Genomic DNA, 19,377 nt, shown 5'->3' with positions numbered 1-19,377 from the left:
AAGGATTGTCAAACCGTCTACATCTGTTTCTGCCTTAATTGCTCAAAAAAACACACTGCTGCGCACGCTGCAACATTGAGCGATTCGATTTGACCGAGATGTGGGATGACAACCTGATTGCTGGCTAATCCTAGCAGATCGTCCGCCACGCCCTGCCCCTCGTGACCGAATAACCACGCGACTTGTTGACGCAAGTCAACTTCATACAAACGTTGCTTCGCGTAACCGCTGGTGGCAAGTACGGGAATCGCCGACGAGCTGATCAGCGCGGCCAGATCGACGTTTTCGTAGATCTCCACGACGAAGTGCGCACCCATCGCGGCGCGCAGCACCTTGGGCGACCAGCAGAACGCCGTGCCGCTGCTGCAGAATACCTGCGTGATGCCGGCGGCGGCGGCGCTGCGCAGGATCGAGCCCACATTGCCCGGGTCCTGCAGGTTGTCCAGCATGACCGCATCGCGTTCCAGCACGGCCGGCACCGCCAGCACGGGCGTATCGATCAGGAACATCAAACCGACCCCGTGCTCCACCTGGCTTAGCGCGCTGTACAGCGCATCAGGCATGGCAGTGCAATGGGCGTGCGCGTTCTCGCACTGCATCAGGATGTCCGCCACTTCCGGATTGGCCAGGGCGCTCTCGGACAAAATGCAATGGCGCGGCACACCGCGCAGCTGCAGGTAGGTCTGGCACAGGTGCACGCCGTCGAGCAGGGTCTGGCCGGCCTTGCGCCGCGCTTGCGAGCTGCCTGCCAGGTGCTTCAGTTCTTTATAGAGTGGGTTGTCGCGCGAGGTAATGGTCTTCATGCCAGTGCCTCGTCAAGGTCGCCAAAGTCAAATGCCATGGACGCGCCCAGGTAAGCGTCGCCAGGGGCCACCGGCAGCACCGCGCGGACCGGCGCAAACGAGCGTCGGTGTACCGGCGAAGCGCCATGTTCCTTCAGGCGCTGCAAATGCAGCGCCGTGCCGTAGCCCTTGTGCTGATCGAAACCGTATTCGGGATACTGCTGATGCAGCAGCACCAGCGCAGCGTCGCGTGCCGTCTTGGCCAGAATCGAGGCTGCGGAAATGGCGTGCACCTTGTCGTCGCCCTCGATGATCGGGCAGCAGCGGATTGCCATCATCGGACTGCGGTTACCATCAATCAGGGCCACGGTCGGCAAGGTGGCCAGTGCTTCCACGGCCCGCTTCATGGCCAGCATGGTCGCCTGCAGAATGTTGTACTTGTCGATTTCTTCGTGCGAGCACTCGGCAATCGCCCAGGCCAGCGCATGCTGTCGGATCAAGGGCGCCAGCGCATCGCGCCGTTCGGCAGTGAGCTTCTTGGAGTCGCGCAGGCCGTCAATCGGCCGTTCCGGATGCAGGATCACGGCCGCGGCAAACACCGGGCCGGCCAGCGGCCCGCGCCCTGCTTCATCCACGCCGCAGACGATGTCTTCGGCGGTGAATGGATAGGCGTTTTTCTTCAGCCCCGGATAAAAATTGACCTTCTTGGTTCTCATGTTCGCTTCGACGAGGTAATGATGCGCATGACTGCCGCGGCGCTTTCCTGGGCGCTGTCGCGCAGCAGGCTGTGGTGCATATCAGTGAAGCGCTGCACCAGACGGGCGCGCTGCGGTGCATCGTTCAGTTGCTGCCACACGGCGTCGGCCATGGCTTGCGGGCTGGCGGCGCGCTGCAGCAGTTCGGGCACGAGGAAATCGCGCGCGAGGATATTCGGCAAACCGATCCAGGGCTGGTAACCCATGTGGCGCATGATCTGCCACGACGCTTCCATCACCTTGTAGGCAATCACCATCGGTTTTTTGAACAGCGCCACTTCCAGCGTGGCCGTACCGGACGCCACTAGCACCGCATCGGCGGCGCAAATGGCAGGATGCGAACCGTCCACCAGATCGATGCGCACGTCCGCCAAACCAGCGTCGGCCACCAGCTGATTGAAATACGCGCGCTGACGCTCACCAGCCATCGGCACCACGAAACGCAAATCGGGGTCGCGCTGGGCCAGCAGCTTGACGGCCGCAATGAAAGGCGCCGCCAGGTACTTCAGTTCGCCCATGCGGCTGCCCGGCATGACGGTGATGACGCGCGCGTCGAGTGGCAAGCCAAGCGCCACGCGCGCCGCTGCCTGATCCGGCACCATGGGAATCATCTCGGCCAGCGGATGGCCAATATACGTCACTGGCACACCCGCATGGCGGTAGATCTCTTCCTCGAACGGGAAGATCACCAGCATGTGCGATACCGATTTGATGATCTGCTTGATGCGCCCACCTCGCCACGCCCAGATCTGCGGGCTGACAAAATGCACCGTCGGGATGCCGGCGTCCTTGAGCTGCTGTTCCAGCCCCAGGTTAAAGCCGGGATAGTCGGCGCCGATGAACACCTGCGGGCGCTCGGCCAGCAAACGGTCGCGCAGCGCGTTCTGGATGCCCTTGATTTCGCGGTAGCGGGGAATGACTTCAAACAGGCCGCGTACGGTCAGCTTGTCCATCGAGACGTCGGAAACAAATCCCTGGGCCTGCATATTGGGCCCGCCGATCCCATGAAAACGGGCCTCGGGCAAATGGGGACGCAGGCCGGCCAGCAGGCGCGCGGCGAGCATGTCGCCGGACACCTCGCCGGCGACCATGGCCACCGTGACGTCAGCGGACGATGCCACGGGTAGCGCTGCCCAGGAAGTCGAGCATGGCGCCAATCGACGAAGCACCTTCGGTCGCTTCGGCCATATCCTTGGCCAGCTGCGCCTTGGCTTCTTCCAGGGTCAGGTTGTTGCGGTACACGGTTTTGTAGGCGTTGCGCACAGCGTCGATTTCAGCGCGCGAGAAGCCGCGCCGTTTCAAGCCTTCGATGTTCACGCCACGCGCACCGGCCGGGTTACCCGTCACCAGCACGTACGGCGGCACGTCCTGGGTCAGGCTGGTATACATGCCAATGAACGCGTGCGCACCGATCTTGCAGAACTGGTGCACGCCAGCGTAGCCGGACAAGATCGCCCAGTCGCCCACTTCCACGTGGCCGGCCAGCTGCGCATTGTTCGAGAAGATCGTGTTGCTGCCAACCTGGCAGTCATGCGCCAGATGGACGTACGCCGACATCCAGTTGTCATTGCCCAGGCGCGTAACGCCCTTGTCCTGCACGGTGCCGGTATTGAAGGTGCAAAATTCGCGCACCGTATTGCGGTCGCCCACCTCAAGACGGGTTGGCTCGCCGGCCCATTTTTTGTCTTGCGGGGCAGCGCCGATCGACGAAAACTGGAAGAATTTATTGTCCTTGCCGATCGTCGTATAGCCTTCAATGACCACGTGCGGGCCAACCACGGTACCGGCATCGATCGACACGTTTGGACCAATGATGGAAAACGCACCGACTTCCACCGAACTGTCGAGTTGGGCTTTCGGATCGACGATCGCGCTAGGATGAATCTTTGTCATTACTGCCCCACTGGCTGGCTCGCGTCGGCGCTGCTGCGAATGGTGCACATCAGTTCTGCTTCCAGCGCGGTCGCGCCGTCGACCGTGCCAACTGCCTTGTATTTCCAGATGCCGCGCGAGACGCGCAGGATTTCCACATCCATCTTCAGCTGGTCGCCAGGGCCGACCGGGCGCTTGAAGCGCGCATTGTCAATGCCGACAAAGTACACCACCGAATTTTCGTCCGGCTTCACGCCCATGGTCAGGAACGACAGAATGGCAGCCGTTTGGGCCAGTGCCTCGATCATCAGCACGCCCGGCATGACTGGCTTGTGCGGGAAATGGCCGTTGAAGAATTCTTCGTTCGCGGTCACGTTCTTGATCGCGGTGATCGACTTGTTCGCTTCCCAGGTGAGCACGCGGTCCACCAGCAGCAGCGGGTAGCGGTGTGGGAGGAGCGCCTTGATCTGGCAGATGTCGAGCATCTTGCTGTTGTCTGTAGTGGTCATTTTTGTTCTGTCAGTGTTTTGATGGTTTTTTCCAGCGCCCGGATTTTATCGCGCATCGTGTCCAGATTGCGAACGATTGCTGCAGTTTTTTCCCAGTCGGCGTTTTTTGCCAGCGGGTAGAAGCCCGTGTATTGACCGGCCTCCAGGATCGAGCGCGACACCATGCTGCCCGATGAAATGTGCACATGGTCGGCAATGGTCAGGTGTCCCAGCACCATGGCGGCGCCGCCAAAGGTGCAGTATTTGCCGATCTTGGCGCTGCCCGCCACACCCACGCAGCCAGCCATGGCGGTATGGGCGCCGATGTGGCAGTTGTGGCCAATCTGAATCTGGTTATCGAGCTTGACGCCGTCTTCGATGATGGTGTCGGCCAGCGCGCCACGGTCAATGGTCGTGTTGGCACCGATATCGACGTCGTCGCCGATGATCACGCGCCCGGTCTGGGGGATCTTGATGTAGACCCCGCCCTCGTTGGCGAAACCGAAGCCGTCGGTGCCGATCACGGCGCCCGAGTGAATGATGCCGCGCGCGCCGATACGGCATTTGGCGTGGAAGGTCACGTTGGCAAACAGTTCGGTGCCGGCGCCAATTTCGGCCTCGCGTCCGATAAAGCAGCCGGCGCCGATGACGGCGCCCTCGCCCACCACGGCGCCCGCTTCAATCGTCACCTGAGCGCCGATATGGGCGCTGGCGGCGACCCTGGCGGACGAGTCGACCACGGCCGATGGCGCAATGCCCGGCGCGGGAACGATGGCGGTCAGCGACGCAAAATACTGCGCTGCGCGGGCAAAGTAGGCATACGGATTTTTGGTAACGATGCGCGCGCCCTGGTAGGTGGCGGCGATGATTTCATCGTCGTTGGGCGAGACGATCAGCGCGGCCGCCCCGCACTGCGCGGCCTGGGCCCGCAGTTTGCTATTGCTGAGAAAGCTGATGTGCGAAACGCCGGCTTCAAGCAGCGGTGCAATCCCCTGAACTTCAATATTCGGATCGCCCGCCAGTTGACCACCCAAGCGTTCGACCAATTCACCTAGTCGAGTGCCCATCCTGGTCTTTCGAGTGAAGAGAATTAAAAAAACCACTACATCGTCCTCGCGAAGGCGGGGACCCATACTGAGCTAGCGTGCCATGGGTCCCCGCCTTCGCGAGGACGATGTGCGTGCTGTATTACTTATCCAGCGCCTTGAGCACTTTGTCGGTCACGTCAATCCGTGCACTGAACCACACCGCATCCTGCAGCACCACGTCAAGCTGCTCCTGCTCGGCGATCTGCTCAATGATTTTCTTGGCCTTGATGCCAATTTTGTCGCGTTCTTCGCTCTTGCGCTGAATCAGGTCTTCGCGGAACTCGCGCTGGGCGCGCTGCACATCCTTTTCGATGTCGAGCAGCTCGCGCGCACGGCGAATCCGGTCCGATTCGGCCAGGGTAGGCGCTTCGCCGTCAAACTTGTCGGACGTGGCCTTGAACAGGGCAATCTGATCCTGCAGCTTCTTCTGTCGCTTGGAAAACTCTTCCTCGATCTTGGCGTCGGCCGCTTTGGCCATTTTCGACTCGATCATCAGCCGTTCGATGTACACGATGCCGATCCGGCTCGGCGTGCGCTGGGCCTGTGCCTGCGCATGTGCCAGTGAGCACACGCACAGGGCGCACAGCAAAAGCAGCCGTTTTGGCATGGAGGCACTCACAATGTTCAACATAGTTCTCCGCTGTCTTGGATGATCAGAAACCGGTACCCATCTGGAACTGGAAGCGCTCGAGGCGGTCACGCGGTTTGTCGTTCAAAGGCAAAGCATAACTCAACTTGAGCGGACCGACCGGGGAAATCCAGGATAAGCCCAGACCGGCCGAGAAACGCAGCTCGTTGGCGCGGATTTTCTGGCGTTCCTGGAACACCTGGCCACCGTCCAGGAAACCGAACCAGCGCAGGCTGCGGTCGGTGCCGCTGCCCGGGAATGGCAACTGCAATTCGGCCTGGCCAATGATACGGGTCGAGCCGCCCAGCACGTCGCCGGTACGCGAGTCGAGCACACCGAGCGAAGAGCTGGTGTAGCCGCGCACCGAACCGATACCGCCGGCGTAGAAGTTTTTGAAGACCGGGTACTGCTTGCCCTGCAAGCCGCGACCGTAATCGATCTCGCCCTTGAGCGCGAGCGTCATCTTGCGGGTGATCGGACGGTACCACTGCTGCTCGTAGACAGCGCGGTAATACTTCGAGTCGCCCACCAGATCGAGTTCCAGATTGGCGCGCTGGAAGCGGCCACGGTTTGGCGTGACGGCGCTGTCGCGGCTGTCGCGGGCCCAGGCTGCCGTCAGTGGCAGCGCATTGGCCTTGGCAATGCCGATCCCGTCAGGAATGCCGGTAATTTGCGTCACGTAGTCGCGGAAGCGATTCGGGCTCGATTCGTCCGTCTCGATCACGGTGCGTTCCAGACCAATGCCGAAGAACACGGTATCGGCTTCCGAGAACGGCACACCGTAGCTGATCTTGGCGCCGGACTGCTTGACGCTGTAGGTACCCTGATTGACTGCGGGCGGACGCGAGGTACGGGTGTACAGCTCGAACGACTGCGAGATGCCATCGTCGGTGAAGTACGGGTCGGTCTGCGAGAACGCGATCGTGCGGCCATAATGGCTGGTATTGAGTTCCAGACCCACCGTGTTGCCGCTACCGGCAAAGTTGGCTTGCTGGATCGATGCCGTGAAGGTGAATTTTTCCGATTGCGAGAACGAGCCGCCAATCATGAAGTTACCGGTCGGCTTTTCGACCACGGTGACGTTCACGTCGACCTGGTCGCCCGTGCCCGGCACTTCCGGCGTATCGATCGTCACATCCTTGAAGTAGCCAAGACGGTCGACGCGGTCGCGCGAGAGCTTGACGCGGTTGCCATCGTACCAGGAGCCTTCAAACTGGCGGAATTCGCGGCGAATGACTTCGTCGCGGCTGGTGGTGTTACCAGCCACGTTCATGCGGCGCACGTAGGCGCGCTTGCCCGGATCGACCAGGAAAGTGAACACGACTTCGCGCTTGTCGCGGTCAATTTCGGGGTTGGCATTCACGTTGGCGAAGGCATAGCCAAATTCGCCCATGCGCTCTGAAATGCGCTTGTTCGATTCGGTCAGCAGTTCGCCCGAATAAATCGCGCCCGGCTTCAGCAGAATCAGCTGCTGCAGTTCGGCTTCGCGGCCGAACATTTCGCCTTCGAGCTTGACGCCGGCAACCTTGTACTGTTCACCTTCTGTGATGTTGATGGTCAGGTAGATGTCTTTTTTGTCGGGGGTGATTGCCACCTGGGTCGACTCGACATTCGCTTCCAGATAGCCGCGGTTCAGGTAGAACGACTTGATCGACTCGATATCGCCCGTCAGCTTGGTCTTGGAGTACTGGTCCGCCTTGGTGTACCAGCTGAACCAGCCGTGCGTGTTCAGCGTCAGAAGCTGACGCAGTTCCTTGTCTTCGAATGCCTTGTTGCCGACAATGCTGATCTGCTTGATGCGCGCGGTCTCGCCTTCATCGACGTTGAACATCACGGTGACGCGGTTACGCTCGATCGGGGTGACCGTGGTGGTGACTTTGACGCCGTACAGGCCGTGCGACAGGTACTGGCGCTTGAGTTCTTGCTCAGCTCGCTCGACCGACGATTTGTCGAAGGTTTTCGCTTCGCCCACGCCGATTTCTTTCAGCGCCTTGATCAGCACATCTTTTTCGAATTCCTTGGTGCCGGTGAAGTCCACTGTCGAAATGGCGGGACGCTCTTCGACCAGCACGACCAGCACACCGTTTTCTTCTTCCAGCCGCACGTCCTTGAAAAAGCCGGTGGCATACAGAGCCTTGATTGCGGCAATACTCTTGGTATCGTCGAAGGTTTCGCCGACACGCACTGGCAGGTAGCTGAACACGGTACCAGCTTCGGTGCGCTGGATGCCTTCGACACGGATGTCCTTGACGACGAATGGATTGACTGCCAGCGCAGGCGCTGCGCACATAACGAGAACGGCGGCGCCGATTAAACTACGGCGAAAGAAAGAAGCGGCAAAACGTTCAGTGTGTAATTTCATTGGGGTTATTCAATGGGTCAATCGTTCGACAACATACATATTTATTCGGGATGCGCGGCGCTTAACTGATCAGCCGCGTGACATCATTGTAGAGGGCCAGCGACATTAGCATCACAAACAGGACAAATCCCACCGTCCTTACGTGCTGGTCTACCTTGGGAGGCAAAGGCCGGCCGGTCAAAACTTCCAGCGAATAATACAGCAAAAGCCCCCCATCCAGCACCGGAATTGGTAACAGATTCATTACCCCCAGCCCTATGCTGATGGCCGCAATCAGCTTGAGCGTCTCGACCAGTCCATGGCGTATCGTCTGATCGGCCACGTCGGCAATGGTGATCGGGCCGGTCAGGTTTTTGACAGAGACCTCGCCGGTGAACATTTTGCCGATCATTTTCACGATCAGGACCGACTGCTCCCAGGTCGCGCTGGCGCCTTTGGCAACGGCATCAACGGGACCGCGCACCACCATTACCGTGACGGCCGGCGACAGTACCTCGGCCTTAATGCGAGCGATCTTGTCACTTTGCTCGATCTGCGGCGTGATCTGCAGCGTGATCTGTTCGGCGCCGCGCTGCACCAGAACGGCAAGGGGTTGGCCTTGTGAGGCGCGGATGGCGTCAATCGTGGTGATCCCGTCGATCATCGGCTTGCCGTCCACGGCCAGCACCACGTCGCCACTTTGCAATCCGGCGCGGGCGGCCGCGCCGTCCGGGAACACCATGCCGATCGTGGCCGCCTGACGCTGCACCATAAGGCCAAGGCTGCCCAGCACATCACCGTCGAGCTTGCTCGCAGACATTGCGGATGCGGGGATCACAGCCGCGATGTTGCCCCCGCCCTCCTGGCGCAGGTCAAGCCGCACTTCCTGCTTGTCCATGGCCGCGCGCACGAAGGCCATGTGGATCTCGCCCCAGGCCTCAACCGGCTCGCCGTCGACGGCCACAATCGCCTCGCCTCCTCGCAGACCGGCCTGGTAAGCCACCGATTCCACCGGCACAATGCGTACCTTGTTACCCGGCTCCGGCACGCCGTGCATGAACAAGCCGGCCAGCAGGAAGATGGCAACGATAAAATTCGTCAGGGGACCGGCGCCGATGATGGCGATCCGCTTCCAGACATTCTGGCGCGTGAATTCGCGCTTCTGATCTTCGGGGGTCGTGGCACGGGTGGCCGGATCGCGGTCGTCCAGCATTTTGACGTAGCCGCCGATCGGAATGGCTGAAATGGCCCATTCGGTCTGGTCACGGCCGAATTTGCGCGACCAGATGATCTTGCCCATGAAGATGGAAAAACGCACCACCTTCACGCCGCAGGCGCGCGCGGCAAAGTAATGTCCCAGTTCGTGAAGAATAATCAGCGGCCCCACCGACAGCAGGAAGGCGATGATTTTCATCAGGACGCTCATCTGGCCTGTCCGGCAATGATGCCGGCGGCGGCGCGCCGTGCGTGCGCATCCTGCGCCATGACGGCGTCAATGCTGCTGGCAGCGCCGTGCGGGTTTTCGTGCATGACGCGGGCAATGACCCGGTCGATCTCACGGAACCCAATGCGGCTGTCCAAAAACGCTTCCACCGCCACTTCGTTGGCCGCGTTCAGCAAAGCAGGTGCAGTGCCGCCTGCTTCCAGTGCCTCAAACGCCAGTGCCAGGCACGGGAAGCGCTTGAAATCGGGTTTTTCAAACTGCAGCGTGCCGACCACGGTCAGGTCGAGTTGGGCCACGCCGGACTCGATCCGCTCCGGGAACGCCAGTGCATTGGCGATTGGGGTGCGCATGTCCGGGTTGCCCAGCTCCGCGATGACCGAACCATCGGTGTACGACACCATCGAGTGGATCACGCTTTGCGGGTGAATCACCACCTCGATCAGGGAAGCGGGCGCGCCAAACAGCCAGTGCGCCTCGATCACTTCCAGACCCTTGTTCATCATGGTGGCCGAATCGACCGAGATCTTGCGCCCCATTTCCCAGTTCGGGTGCTTGCAGGCTTCGGCCGGCGTGACGTTTTCCAGCGTCTCGACAGCGCGCTTGAGGAAGGGGCCGCCCGACGCGGTCAGCAAAATCTTGGCCACACCGGCGGCCTTGGGCGAACGGGCATACGACTGCGGCAGCGACTGGAAAATGGCATTGTGCTCGCTGTCGATCGGCAGCAGCGTGGCGCCATGCGCCTGCACCGCATCCATGAACAGCTGGCCGGACATGACCAGCGCTTCCTTGTTCGCCAGCAGGATCTTCTTGCCCGCGCGCGCCGCGGCCAGGGTCGGCGCCAGACCGGCGGCGCCGACGATGGCGGCCATCACAGTATCGGTGCCCGCGCTGGACGCAATCGCGCACAGGGCGGCTTCGCCGTATTCGACTTCGGTGCGCACGCCCTGCTCCGCCAGCAGCGCGGCAAGGCGCTGGGCTGCTTCAGCCGTGCCGACCACGGCGCGCTCGGGACGAAACTGCGCGCACTGGGCGGCCAGTTCTTCGACCCGGCTGTGGGCCGACAAGGCATACACGCGGTATTTATCAGGGTGGCGGGCAAGCACGTCCAGCGTTGACACGCCGATCGAACCGGTCGCGCCCAAGATTGTGATGCGTTGCATGTGAGGTCCTTCTACAGCGCCAGGTGAATCAGCGCGGCCAGCGGCAGCGTGGGGATCAGGGCGTCAATGCGGTCAAGTACGCCGCCGTGGCCAGGCAGCAGATTGCTGCTGTCCTTGACGCCGGCACGGCGCTTGAGCTGCGACTCGAACAGGTCGCCGACCACGCTGGCGGCCGTCAGCACCACCAGAATGCCCAGGGTGGCGGCCCAGCCCATTTGCGCATGCAGCTGCACCACGAAGGTATTATTCAGCCATGGGCCGCCAAACAGGATTACCAGGCTCGACAGCACCAGCACGGCGATACCGCCGCCAATCGCGCCTTCCCAGGATTTACCAGGCGAAATGGTGGGCGCCAGCTTGCGCTTGCCGAAGGCCTTGCCCGAGAAATAAGCGCCAATATCGGCAATCCACACCAGCGCCAGGACCGACAGCAGGAAAATCGCGGACTGCTTGAAGAAGATGACAATCGCCGCGAAGGTGGTGATGATAGTCATGGCGTACAGCATGCCCATGGTGGTGCTGCGCACGCTCTCGAGCGGCGGCAAGCCGGTTTTCAGCGACGGTACGAAGCGGATCAGCCAGATCGCTGTACTGATGGCGAAGAAGAACTGATACGGCGCGTTCGGGTTGTACAGGAAGGCATAGGCAAACGCTGCCACCCAGAACACGGCGACAATGGCGGCCTGTTTGCGGGTGCGGCCAAACAGCTGGAAGCACTCGGTCACGGCGGCCATCAGGAAGGCCAGCACAACGACCACGAACGCCGGATAGTATCCGCCGAACAGAACCGCCAGCAGGATGACGAGCAGGACAACGGCAGTGATAATCCGGGTAATGAGCATCAGGTTTTCTTTTCAGCCAGTTGGGCGCCGGTGCGGCCGAAACGGCGCTCCCGGTGCTGGTAGGAAGCGATGGCGGTGTCGAGCGCCTCGGGCGAGAAATCGGGCCAGTAGGTTTCGGTAAAGTAAAACTCCGAGTATGCCAGCTGCCACAGCAGGAAGTTGGAAATGCGCTCTTCCCCGCCGGTGCGGATGAACAGGTCTGGCTCGGGCGCGTACGCCATGGCCAGGTGCTCGGCCAGCTGCGCCTCGGTGAAGTCGGTGACGCCAGGGTTGGCTTTGACCATCTTGCTGGTGGCTTGCATGATGTCCCAGCGGCCGCCGTAGTTGGCGCAGACAGTGACGGTCAGGCGCGTATTGTTGGCGGTGCGGCGCTCGGCATTCGCAATCATCTCTTGCAGCTTGGCATCAAAACGCGACAGATCGCCGACCACCTTCAGGCGGATGTTATTGGCGTGCATCTTCGACACTTCGCGTTCCAGGGCCGTGACGAACAGGCGCATCAGGAGCGAGACTTCTTCTTCGGGACGGCGCCAGTTCTCGGACGAGAAGGCAAACAGGGTCAGGTATTCCACCCCGCGCAAGGCGCAGGCTTCGACGATGTCGCGCACCGCCTCCACGCCCTTGACGTGACCGGCCACGCGCGGCAGGAAGCGTTTGGTCGCCCAGCGTCCGTTGCCGTCCATGATGATGGCAACATGGCGCGGCACGGCCGCCACTTCCGGCACTTCTGTGGTCGAACTTTTAAATATCATAAATCCAGACTAAATCGTACTTGCTGCACAGAGCTGCATCGCCCTCGCGAAGGCGGGGGCCCATACCACGTTACCGAAGTTGTTCCGCGTGGGATAGGTCCCCGCCTTCGCGAGGACGACGTCGCTGCCCGCCGACTACACCGTCAGCACTTCCTTCTCTTTCTCAGCCACCAGCTTGTCAACATCAATCACAAACTTGTCGGTCAGCTTTTGAATCTCTTCCGATGCACGGCGCTCGTCATCTTCCGAGCAAGCCTTGTCCTTGACCAGCTTCTTCAGCGATTCATTGGCGTCGCGGCGGATGTTGCGGATCGCGATTTTAGCGTCTTCCGCTTCGCCCTTGACCAGCTTGACCATCTCCTTGCGGCGCTCTTCGGTCAGCGGTGGCGTTGGCACGCGGATCATCTCGCCTTGCGACGACGGGTTCAAGCCCAGATCGGAATCGCGAATCGCCTTTTCCACGGCGTTCAGCATCTTTTTCTCCCACGGCTGCACACCAATGGTGCGCGCATCGATCAGCGTCACGTTGGCGATCTGCGTGAGCGCGGTCGGCGCGCCATAGTAGTCGACCGTGATGTGGTCGAGAATACCGGTGTGGGCGCGGCCCGTGCGGACCTTGGCCAGATCGCCCTTGAGGGTGTCGATCGACTTGATCATGCGCTCGTTGGCGCTCTTCTTGACGTCAGCGATAGTCATGCTGCTCTCCTAAAACGGTGGCTTGTATTATTAAACGTGTACCAGTGTACCTTCGTCTTCGCCCATGACGACACGCATCAGCGCGCCCGGCTTAACGATGGAAAACACCTTGATCGGCAGCTTCTGGTCGCGGCACAGGGCGAACGCGGTGGCGTCCATCACCTGCAGATGCTTCGAGATGGCTTCGTCGAACGTGATCGACTCGTAACGCGTGGCGTTCGGGTCTTTCTTTGGATCGGCAGTATATACGCCATCGACCTTGGTCGCTTTCAGGACGATTTCGGCGGAGATTTCCGAACCGCGCAGTGCGGCTGCGGTATCGGTGGTGAAGAAGGGGTTGCCGGTGCCCGCTGCGAACACGACGACCTTGCCCTCTTCCAGGTATTGCAGCGCTTTCGGGCGCACGTATGGCTCGACCACTTGCTCGATGCCGATGGCCGACATCACGCGTGCGGTGATGCCCACATGGCGCATGGCGTCAGCCAGGGCCAGCGCGTTCATGACGGTCGCCAGCATGCCCATGTAGTCGGCGGTGGCGCGGTCCATGCCTTGCGCACCAGGAGCGACGCCGCGGAAGATGTTGCCGCCGCCGATCACCACTGCCAGTTCCACGCCTGCCTTTGCCACTTCCGCCACGTCGGCGACCATGCGCTCGATCGTGCCGCGGTTGATGCCATAGGCATCATCGCCCATCAGAGCTTCGCCGGACAGTTTCAGAAGTACGCGTTTGTAGGCTGGTTTCGACATGTGCAGGGCTCCAATAAATGACAGATTGTATTCGGGTCGTTCTGTAGAGACTCAAACAAGTCTCCACATTTGAAAAACGGGCCTTGCGGCCCGCTTTATCTTACTGCTTCGAAGCAGCCATTTGCGCAGCAACTTCAGCTGCGAAATCGTCTTGCTTCTTCTCGATCCCTTCACCTACCACATACATCGTGAAGGCTTTCACGGTGGTGTTGGCGGCTTTGAGCATCTGCTCGATCGACTGCTTGTCGTTCTTGACGAACATCTGGTTCAGCAGCGATACCTCTTTCAGGTACTTGGCGATCGAACCTTCCAGGCGCTTGGCCAGGATTTCCGGCGACTGCACTGGCTTGCCTTCGGCAACCGCTTTGTCTGCATCTTCCTGTGCTTTCAGGGCAGCAACCGAACGCTCTTTTTCGATCAGTTCAGCAGGCACTTGCTCCGACGACAGAGCAACTGGCTTCATCGCAGCGATGTGCATGGCCAGATCCTTGCCAACCTGCTCGTCCGGGCCGTCGAAGTCGACCAGCACGCCGATGCGCGAGTTGTGCGAGTACGAAGCCAGCTTGGCAGCGGTTTCGAAGCGCTGGAAGCGACGGATCGTCATATTTTCGCCGATTTTGCCAATCAGGGCGAGGCGCACTTCGTCCAGGGTCGAGCCGTCCAGCGGCAGTGCCAGCAGGGCTGCCACGTCGGCTGGGTTGTGCTCTGCCACCAGGCGTGCTGCGTTGTTGCCCAGAGCCAGGAAGTCGTCGTTCTTGGCGACGAAGTCGGTTTCCGAGTTGATTTCTACCAGAGCGCCAACGCCGCCGGCGATGTGGATTGCTACTACGCCTTCAGCGGTGATACGCGAGGCGGCGTTGCCAGCCTTGGTACCCAGCTTGACGCGCAGGATTTCTTCCGCACGGGCCATATCGCCTTCGGCTTCGGTCAGTGCTTTTTTGCATTGCATCATCGGTGCGTCGGTCTTCGCGCGCAGTTCGCCTACCATCGCTGCTGTAATCGCTGCCATGTGTTTCTCCTAGATTATTTCGTATTCGGTTTAAAAAAAAGGGGAGCAGACGCTACCCCTTTTTATTGCGTGGCAACCCGTCAGGGCTGCCTGAGCATTAAGCCTGCTCGGACACTTCGACGAAGTCGTCGCCCGATTCTTTCACCATCGACACAACGTCGTTGGTGGCGTTGGCACGGCCTTCCAGGATTGCATCAGCGACGCCGCGGGCGTACAGCATGATGGCTTTCGAGGAGTCATCGTTACCTGGAATGACGTGGGTCACGCCTTCTGGGGAGTGGTTGGTATCGACGATGCCGATGACTGGAATGCCCAGTTTGCCGGCTTCGGTGATCGCACCCTTGTGGTAGCCAACGTCAACGACGAAGATTGCGTCAGGAACGCCGCCCATGTCCTTGATGCCGCCGATGGATTTCTGCAGCTTGATCATTTCGCGCTGGAACATCAGGGCTTCTTTTTTCGACAGCTTTTCAACCGAACCGTCTTCGATCTGGGCTTCCATGTCTTTCAGGCGCTTGATCGAGGTCTTGATGGTCTTGAAGTTGGTCAGCATGCCGCCGAGCCAGCGCTGGTCGACGAAAGGCACGCCAGCACGAGCAGCTTCAGCAGCGATGATTTCGCGTGCTTGACGCTTGGTGCCGACCATCAGGATGGTGCCGCGGTTCGAGGCGACTTGCTTGATGGTTTTCATCGCTTCTTGATACATACCCATCGTCTTTTCCAAGTTGATGATATGGATCTTGTTGCGGTGACCGAAGATGAACGGTGCCATCTTTGGATTCCAAAAACGGGTTTGGTGACCGAAGTGGACACCGGCTTCCAGCATTTCACGCATTGTTACGGACATGTAATTCTCCAGGGTTGGGTCTGGAATCCGGTCAGTCACCATTCAGGCACCCTTTGCGACCGGACTCGCGATTTAACAAAATATTTGCACTGCTTTTACATCATTGCTCAAAACCGAATTCAAGCAACCCGAGATTCTAACCGGATTTCATGAATTGTTCAAGCATTGTCATAGGTAAAACGGGCGGAAAAGTTATTTCCTGTACATCGCTCACCGAAACCACTACATCGCACTCGCGAAGGCGGGTGCCTATTCCACGTCACCGAAGTCGTTCGACGTGGCATGGGTCCCCGCCGCCGCGAGGACGATGCGGGGCTACTTCCCTTATAATGGCAACATATTCTGCACGCCCCAGCCCTGCGCCGGGACCAGTGTTACCGATTCTTACGATTTCTTGTCGATTGTTTAATATGTCCGATTCCATCTCGATCAAAACCCCTGCCGACATCGAAGGCATGCGCATCGCGGGCCGCCTTGGCTCCGAAGTGCTCGATTACATCACGCCCTTCGTGAAGCCAGGCGTCACCACCGGCGAGCTCGATCGCCTCTGCCATGAATACATGGTCAACGTGCAAGGTTCCATCCCTGCACCGCTGAATTACTGTCCGCCCGGGTACACGCCGTACCCCAAGGCCATCTGCACCTCGGTCAACGACGTGATCTGCCACGGCATTCCGGGCGACAAAGTCCTGAAAAGCGGCGACGTCGTCAACCTGGACATCACCGTCATCAAGGATGGCTACCACGGGGACAACAGTCGCATGTTCCTGGTCGGCGAAACCAAGCCCTTCCTCAAGCGCCTGTCCGACGTCACCTATGAATGCATGTGGCTGGGCATTGCCAAGGTCAAACCCGGTGCCTACCTGGGCGACATCGGCCACGTGATTCAGCAGCACGCCGAAAAGAACGGCTACAGCGTGGTGCGCGAATTCTGCGGCCACGGCATTGGCAAGGTCTTCCACGAAGAACCGCAAGTGCTGCACTACGGCCGCCCGGGCACGCTGGAACGCCTGGAAGCGGGCATGATCTTCACCATCGAACCAATGATCAACGCCGGCAAGCGCGACATCAAGATGATGGGCGACGGCTGGACCGTCAAAACCAAGGACCGCAGCATTTCAGCCCAGTGGGAACACACCGTGCTGGTGACCGAGACCGGTTACGAAGTGCTGACCCTGTCGGCTGGTTCGCCGCCACCGCCTGCCTTTATCACGGCCCCGCACCAGGCTGTTGCGGCCTAAGCCATGTCCGCCGCCGCGCTGAAAAAGGAAAGCCGGGACCTGCTCAAGCAAAGGCTGAAAGCCGAGCGGCTGGCGCATATTGCCGCCTTCCGCGAGGACGGCAAGCCTGAAAAACTGCTGCGCAGCCTGCGCCAGAGCGTGGACGCAGTCCTCACCGAAGCCTGGGAATCGGTGAGCCTGCCGGCCAACACGGCGCTGGTGGGCGTGGGCGGTTACGGGCGCGGCGAACTGTTTCCCTACTCCGACGTCGACCTGTTGATTTTGCTGGGCCAGCCGGCGGACGCCATCACCCAAGCGCGCCTGGAAGAACTGGTGCAGATGCTGTGGGACCTGGGCCTCGAAATTGGCCACAGCATCCGCACCATCGACGAATGCATGAGCGAGTCAAAGGCTGACATCACCGTGCAAACCAGCTTGCTGGAAGCGCGCATCGTCACCGGCGACGCGGCCCTGTTCGAACAACTGCAGCAGCGTTACGACAAGGCGCTGGACGCCCAGTCCTTCTTTCACGCCAAGGCAGCCGAAATGCGGCTGCGTCACGCCAAATACGAAGACACCGCCTTCTCGCTTGAACCGAACGTCAAGGAAAGCCCGGGCGGCCTGCGCGACCTGCAAGTCATTCTGTGGGTGGCCAAGGCGGCCGGCCTGGCCAATTCCTGGAGCCAGCTGGCCACGCGCGGTCTGATCACCCAGACCGAAGCGCGCCAGCTGATGGAAAAGGAGCGCGCCTTCAAGGACATCCGCATCCGCCTGCACCTGCACACCAACCGCCGCGAAGACCGGCTGGTGTTTGACGTCCAGACGCCGATCGCCGAAACCTTCGGCCTGAAGACCACCGGCGAAGGCTTGAACGCGCGCCGCGCCAGCGAATACCTGATGCAGCGCTACTACTGGGCGGCCAAGACGGTCACCCAGCTCAATGCCATCATGCTGCAAAATATCGAGGCGCAGCTGTTCCCGCAGTCGGGCGAACCGATTGCCATCAATGCGCGCTTCAACGACGTCAATGGCTTTATCGATATTGCCGACGACGACACCTTCACCAATACCCCGTCATCGGTGCTGGAAGTGTTTGTGCTGATGACCGAGCGCCCGCACATCAAGGGCATGACAGCGCGCACCATCCGCGCGCTGTGGCATGCCCGCTTCGAGATCGATGCCAAGTTCCGCGAAGACCCGGTCAACCGCGCCCTGTTCCTGCGCATCATGCAAGCGCCGGTGGGACTGGTGCACGCGCTGCGCCGCATGAACGACACCAGTGTGCTGGGGCGCTACTTACCGAGCTTCCGCCGCATCGTCGGCATGATGCAGCACGACCTGTTCCACGTGTACACCGTCGACCAGCACATCATGATGGTGGTGCGGAACATGCGCCGCTTTACCATGACCGAGCACGCGCACGAGTACCCGTTCTGCAGCCAGCTGATCGCCAACTTCCGCAAGAACTGGCTGCTCTACATCGCCGCCCTGTTCCATGACATCGCCAAAGGCCGGGGCGGCGACCATTCCAAGCTGGGCACCGTGGACGCGGCGCAGTTCTGCGAAGACCATTCCCTGGGCTCGGAAGACTCGGAGCTGATCGTGTTCCTGGTCGAGAACCACCTGACCATGTCGCAAGTGGCGCAAAAGCAGGACCTGTCCGATCCGGACGTGATTGCCGCTTTCGCCAAAACGGTCAAGGACGAACGGCACCTGACAGCGCTGTACCTGCTGACGGTAGCCGACATTCGCGGCACCAGTCCCAAGGTGTGGAATGCCTGGAAGGCCAAGCTGCTCGAAGACCTGTACCGCATCACCTTGCGCGTGCTGGGCGGCGAAGCTCATTCCACTGACCGCGAACTGAAGAACCGCCAGGATGAGGCCAAGGCCACGCTGCGCCTGTATGGATTGCCGGCGGACGCGCACGAGGCGCTGTGGAACCAGCTCGACGTGGCCTATTTCCTGCGCCATGAAGCATCCGACATCGCCTGGCAGACGCGCGCCCTGTACGACCGCCTCAACAGCGACAAGCCGGTCGTCAAATGCCGCCTGGCGCCGATTGGCGAAGGCTTGCAGGTGGCGGTGTACACCAAGGATCAGCCGGATCTGTTTGCGCGCATCTGCAGTTATTTCGACCGCAAGAATTTTTCCATCCTGGACGCCAAGATCCACACCACGCGCCACGGCTACGCGCTCGATACCTTCCTGGTCACGGAGCAGAATTTCGCCAAGAGCTACCGCGACATCATCAGCCTGATCGAGCACGAGATCTGCCAGTTGCTGGTCTCGCAGGCGCCCTTGCCGGCGCCCACGCGCGGACGGCTGTCGCGCCTGTCGCGCACCTTCCCGATCACGCCCACGGTCGATCTGCGGCCGGACGAGCGGGGGCAGTATTATCTGCTGTCGATTGCCGCCAACGACCGCACCGGGTTGCTGTACTCGATCGCGAACGTGCTGACGCGCTACCGCATCAACCTGCACACCGCCAAAATCATGACGCTGGGCGAACGGGTGGAAGACGTGTTCCTGGTTGACGGCGCAGTGCTCAACAACGCACGCAACCAGATCCAGCTCGAAACCGATTTGCTCGACGCCCTGAAAGTTTAACCTTGCCGCATCTGCGTTACCGCCGAACTTAACCAACATCGCCCTCGCGCAGGCGGGGGCCCATACCACGCCAGCTCTGCGAGGCAGCACGCGTGCCAT

General features: G+C 60.5%; 18 protein-coding genes. 2 read left to right on the top strand and 16 right to left on the bottom strand.

Features of this window, described 5'->3' with window-relative positions; all coding sequences use genetic code 11:
- Positions 1–17 precede the first annotated feature (17 nt).
- The 16 genes from BUC24_RS08420 to rpsB all read right to left on the bottom strand — a co-directional run bounded on the left by BUC24_RS08420 (position 18) and on the right by rpsB (position 15,451).
- A complete protein-coding gene (locus tag BUC24_RS08420; RefSeq protein WP_073213660.1) occupies positions 18–803 on the bottom strand; it encodes a TrmH family RNA methyltransferase in 786 nt (261 codons plus the stop codon).
- On the bottom strand, positions 800–1,498 hold the full coding sequence (rnhB, locus tag BUC24_RS08415) for a ribonuclease HII (protein WP_073213657.1): 699 nt from the start codon (positions 1,496–1,498) through the stop codon (positions 800–802). The genes BUC24_RS08420 and rnhB overlap by 4 nt, the downstream gene beginning before the upstream one ends.
- Complete coding sequence (gene lpxB, locus BUC24_RS08410; RefSeq protein ID WP_073213654.1) at positions 1,495–2,658, bottom strand: lipid-A-disaccharide synthase; 1,164 nt, start codon at positions 2,656–2,658, stop codon at positions 1,495–1,497. The genes rnhB and lpxB overlap by 4 nt, the downstream gene beginning before the upstream one ends.
- A complete protein-coding gene (lpxA, locus tag BUC24_RS08405; RefSeq protein ID WP_073213651.1) occupies positions 2,642–3,430 on the bottom strand; it encodes an acyl-ACP--UDP-N-acetylglucosamine O-acyltransferase in 789 nt (262 codons plus the stop codon). Before lpxA ends, lpxB begins: the two co-directional genes overlap by 17 nt.
- Positions 3,430–3,918: a 3-hydroxyacyl-ACP dehydratase FabZ gene (gene fabZ / locus BUC24_RS08400; RefSeq protein ID WP_073213648.1), complete on the bottom strand. Its 489-nt coding sequence runs from the start codon at positions 3,916–3,918 to the stop codon at positions 3,430–3,432. Before fabZ ends, lpxA begins: the two co-directional genes overlap by 1 nt.
- A complete protein-coding gene (lpxD, locus tag BUC24_RS08395; RefSeq protein ID WP_073213645.1) occupies positions 3,915–4,964 on the bottom strand; it encodes a UDP-3-O-(3-hydroxymyristoyl)glucosamine N-acyltransferase in 1,050 nt (349 codons plus the stop codon). The genes fabZ and lpxD overlap by 4 nt, the downstream gene beginning before the upstream one ends.
- Positions 4,965–5,085: 121 nt before the next feature.
- Complete coding sequence (locus BUC24_RS08390) at positions 5,086–5,616, bottom strand: OmpH/Skp family outer membrane protein (protein WP_229448100.1); 531 nt, start codon at positions 5,614–5,616, stop codon at positions 5,086–5,088.
- Between the two features lie 22 nt (positions 5,617–5,638).
- Positions 5,639–7,975, bottom strand: a complete 2,337-nt coding sequence (bamA, locus tag BUC24_RS08385; protein ID WP_073213643.1) for an outer membrane protein assembly factor BamA — start codon at positions 7,973–7,975, stop codon at positions 5,639–5,641.
- 61 nt (positions 7,976–8,036) lie between these two features.
- The gene (gene rseP, locus BUC24_RS08380; RefSeq protein WP_229448098.1) at positions 8,037–9,368 is read right to left on the bottom strand and encodes an RIP metalloprotease RseP; all 1,332 of its coding nucleotides are present in this window, start codon (positions 9,366–9,368) and stop codon (positions 8,037–8,039) included.
- A gap of 8 nt (positions 9,369–9,376) precedes the next feature.
- The gene (gene ispC, locus BUC24_RS08375) at positions 9,377–10,558 is read right to left on the bottom strand and encodes a 1-deoxy-D-xylulose-5-phosphate reductoisomerase (RefSeq protein WP_073213637.1); all 1,182 of its coding nucleotides are present in this window, start codon (positions 10,556–10,558) and stop codon (positions 9,377–9,379) included.
- 11 nt (positions 10,559–10,569) lie between these two features.
- Complete coding sequence (locus BUC24_RS08370; RefSeq protein WP_073213634.1) at positions 10,570–11,400, bottom strand: phosphatidate cytidylyltransferase; 831 nt, start codon at positions 11,398–11,400, stop codon at positions 10,570–10,572.
- Positions 11,400–12,152, bottom strand: coding sequence for a polyprenyl diphosphate synthase (gene uppS, locus BUC24_RS08365; protein ID WP_073213631.1), 753 nt, complete (start codon positions 12,150–12,152; stop codon positions 11,400–11,402). Before uppS ends, BUC24_RS08370 begins: the two co-directional genes overlap by 1 nt.
- Positions 12,153–12,287: 135 nt before the next feature.
- Positions 12,288–12,848, bottom strand: a complete 561-nt coding sequence (frr, locus tag BUC24_RS08360) for a ribosome recycling factor (protein WP_073213628.1) — start codon at positions 12,846–12,848, stop codon at positions 12,288–12,290.
- Between the two features lie 30 nt (positions 12,849–12,878).
- Positions 12,879–13,595: a UMP kinase gene (gene pyrH, locus BUC24_RS08355; protein ID WP_073213625.1), complete on the bottom strand. Its 717-nt coding sequence runs from the start codon at positions 13,593–13,595 to the stop codon at positions 12,879–12,881.
- Between the two features lie 100 nt (positions 13,596–13,695).
- Positions 13,696–14,604 carry a translation elongation factor Ts gene (gene tsf, locus BUC24_RS08350; RefSeq protein WP_073213622.1) on the bottom strand — a complete coding sequence of 303 codons (909 nt, stop codon included), beginning with the start codon at positions 14,602–14,604 and terminating at the stop codon, positions 13,696–13,698.
- 97 nt (positions 14,605–14,701) lie between these two features.
- Positions 14,702–15,451 (bottom strand): 30S ribosomal protein S2, encoded by a 750-nt coding sequence (rpsB, locus tag BUC24_RS08345; protein WP_073213619.1) that lies wholly within the window; start codon positions 15,449–15,451, stop codon positions 14,702–14,704.
- 410 nt (positions 15,452–15,861) lie between these two features.
- Between rpsB and map the strand changes: the two genes are divergently transcribed.
- Together map and BUC24_RS08335 are read left to right on the top strand one after the other, a co-directional pair.
- Complete coding sequence (gene map / locus BUC24_RS08340) at positions 15,862–16,692, top strand: type I methionyl aminopeptidase (protein WP_073213615.1); 831 nt, start codon at positions 15,862–15,864, stop codon at positions 16,690–16,692.
- A 3-nt stretch (positions 16,693–16,695) separates the two neighbouring features.
- Complete coding sequence (locus BUC24_RS08335; protein WP_073213612.1) at positions 16,696–19,278, top strand: [protein-PII] uridylyltransferase; 2,583 nt, start codon at positions 16,696–16,698, stop codon at positions 19,276–19,278.
- The last annotated feature ends 99 nt before the right edge of the window (positions 19,279–19,377 follow it).

It is taken from the genome of Massilia sp. CF038 (assembly GCF_900129765.1).
In the GTDB taxonomy this organism is placed as follows: Bacteria; Pseudomonadota; Gammaproteobacteria; order Burkholderiales; family Burkholderiaceae_D; genus Telluria_A.
The sequence above is the reverse complement of the archived record's forward strand: the minus strand, read 5'-3'. Positions and strand labels throughout refer to the sequence as shown.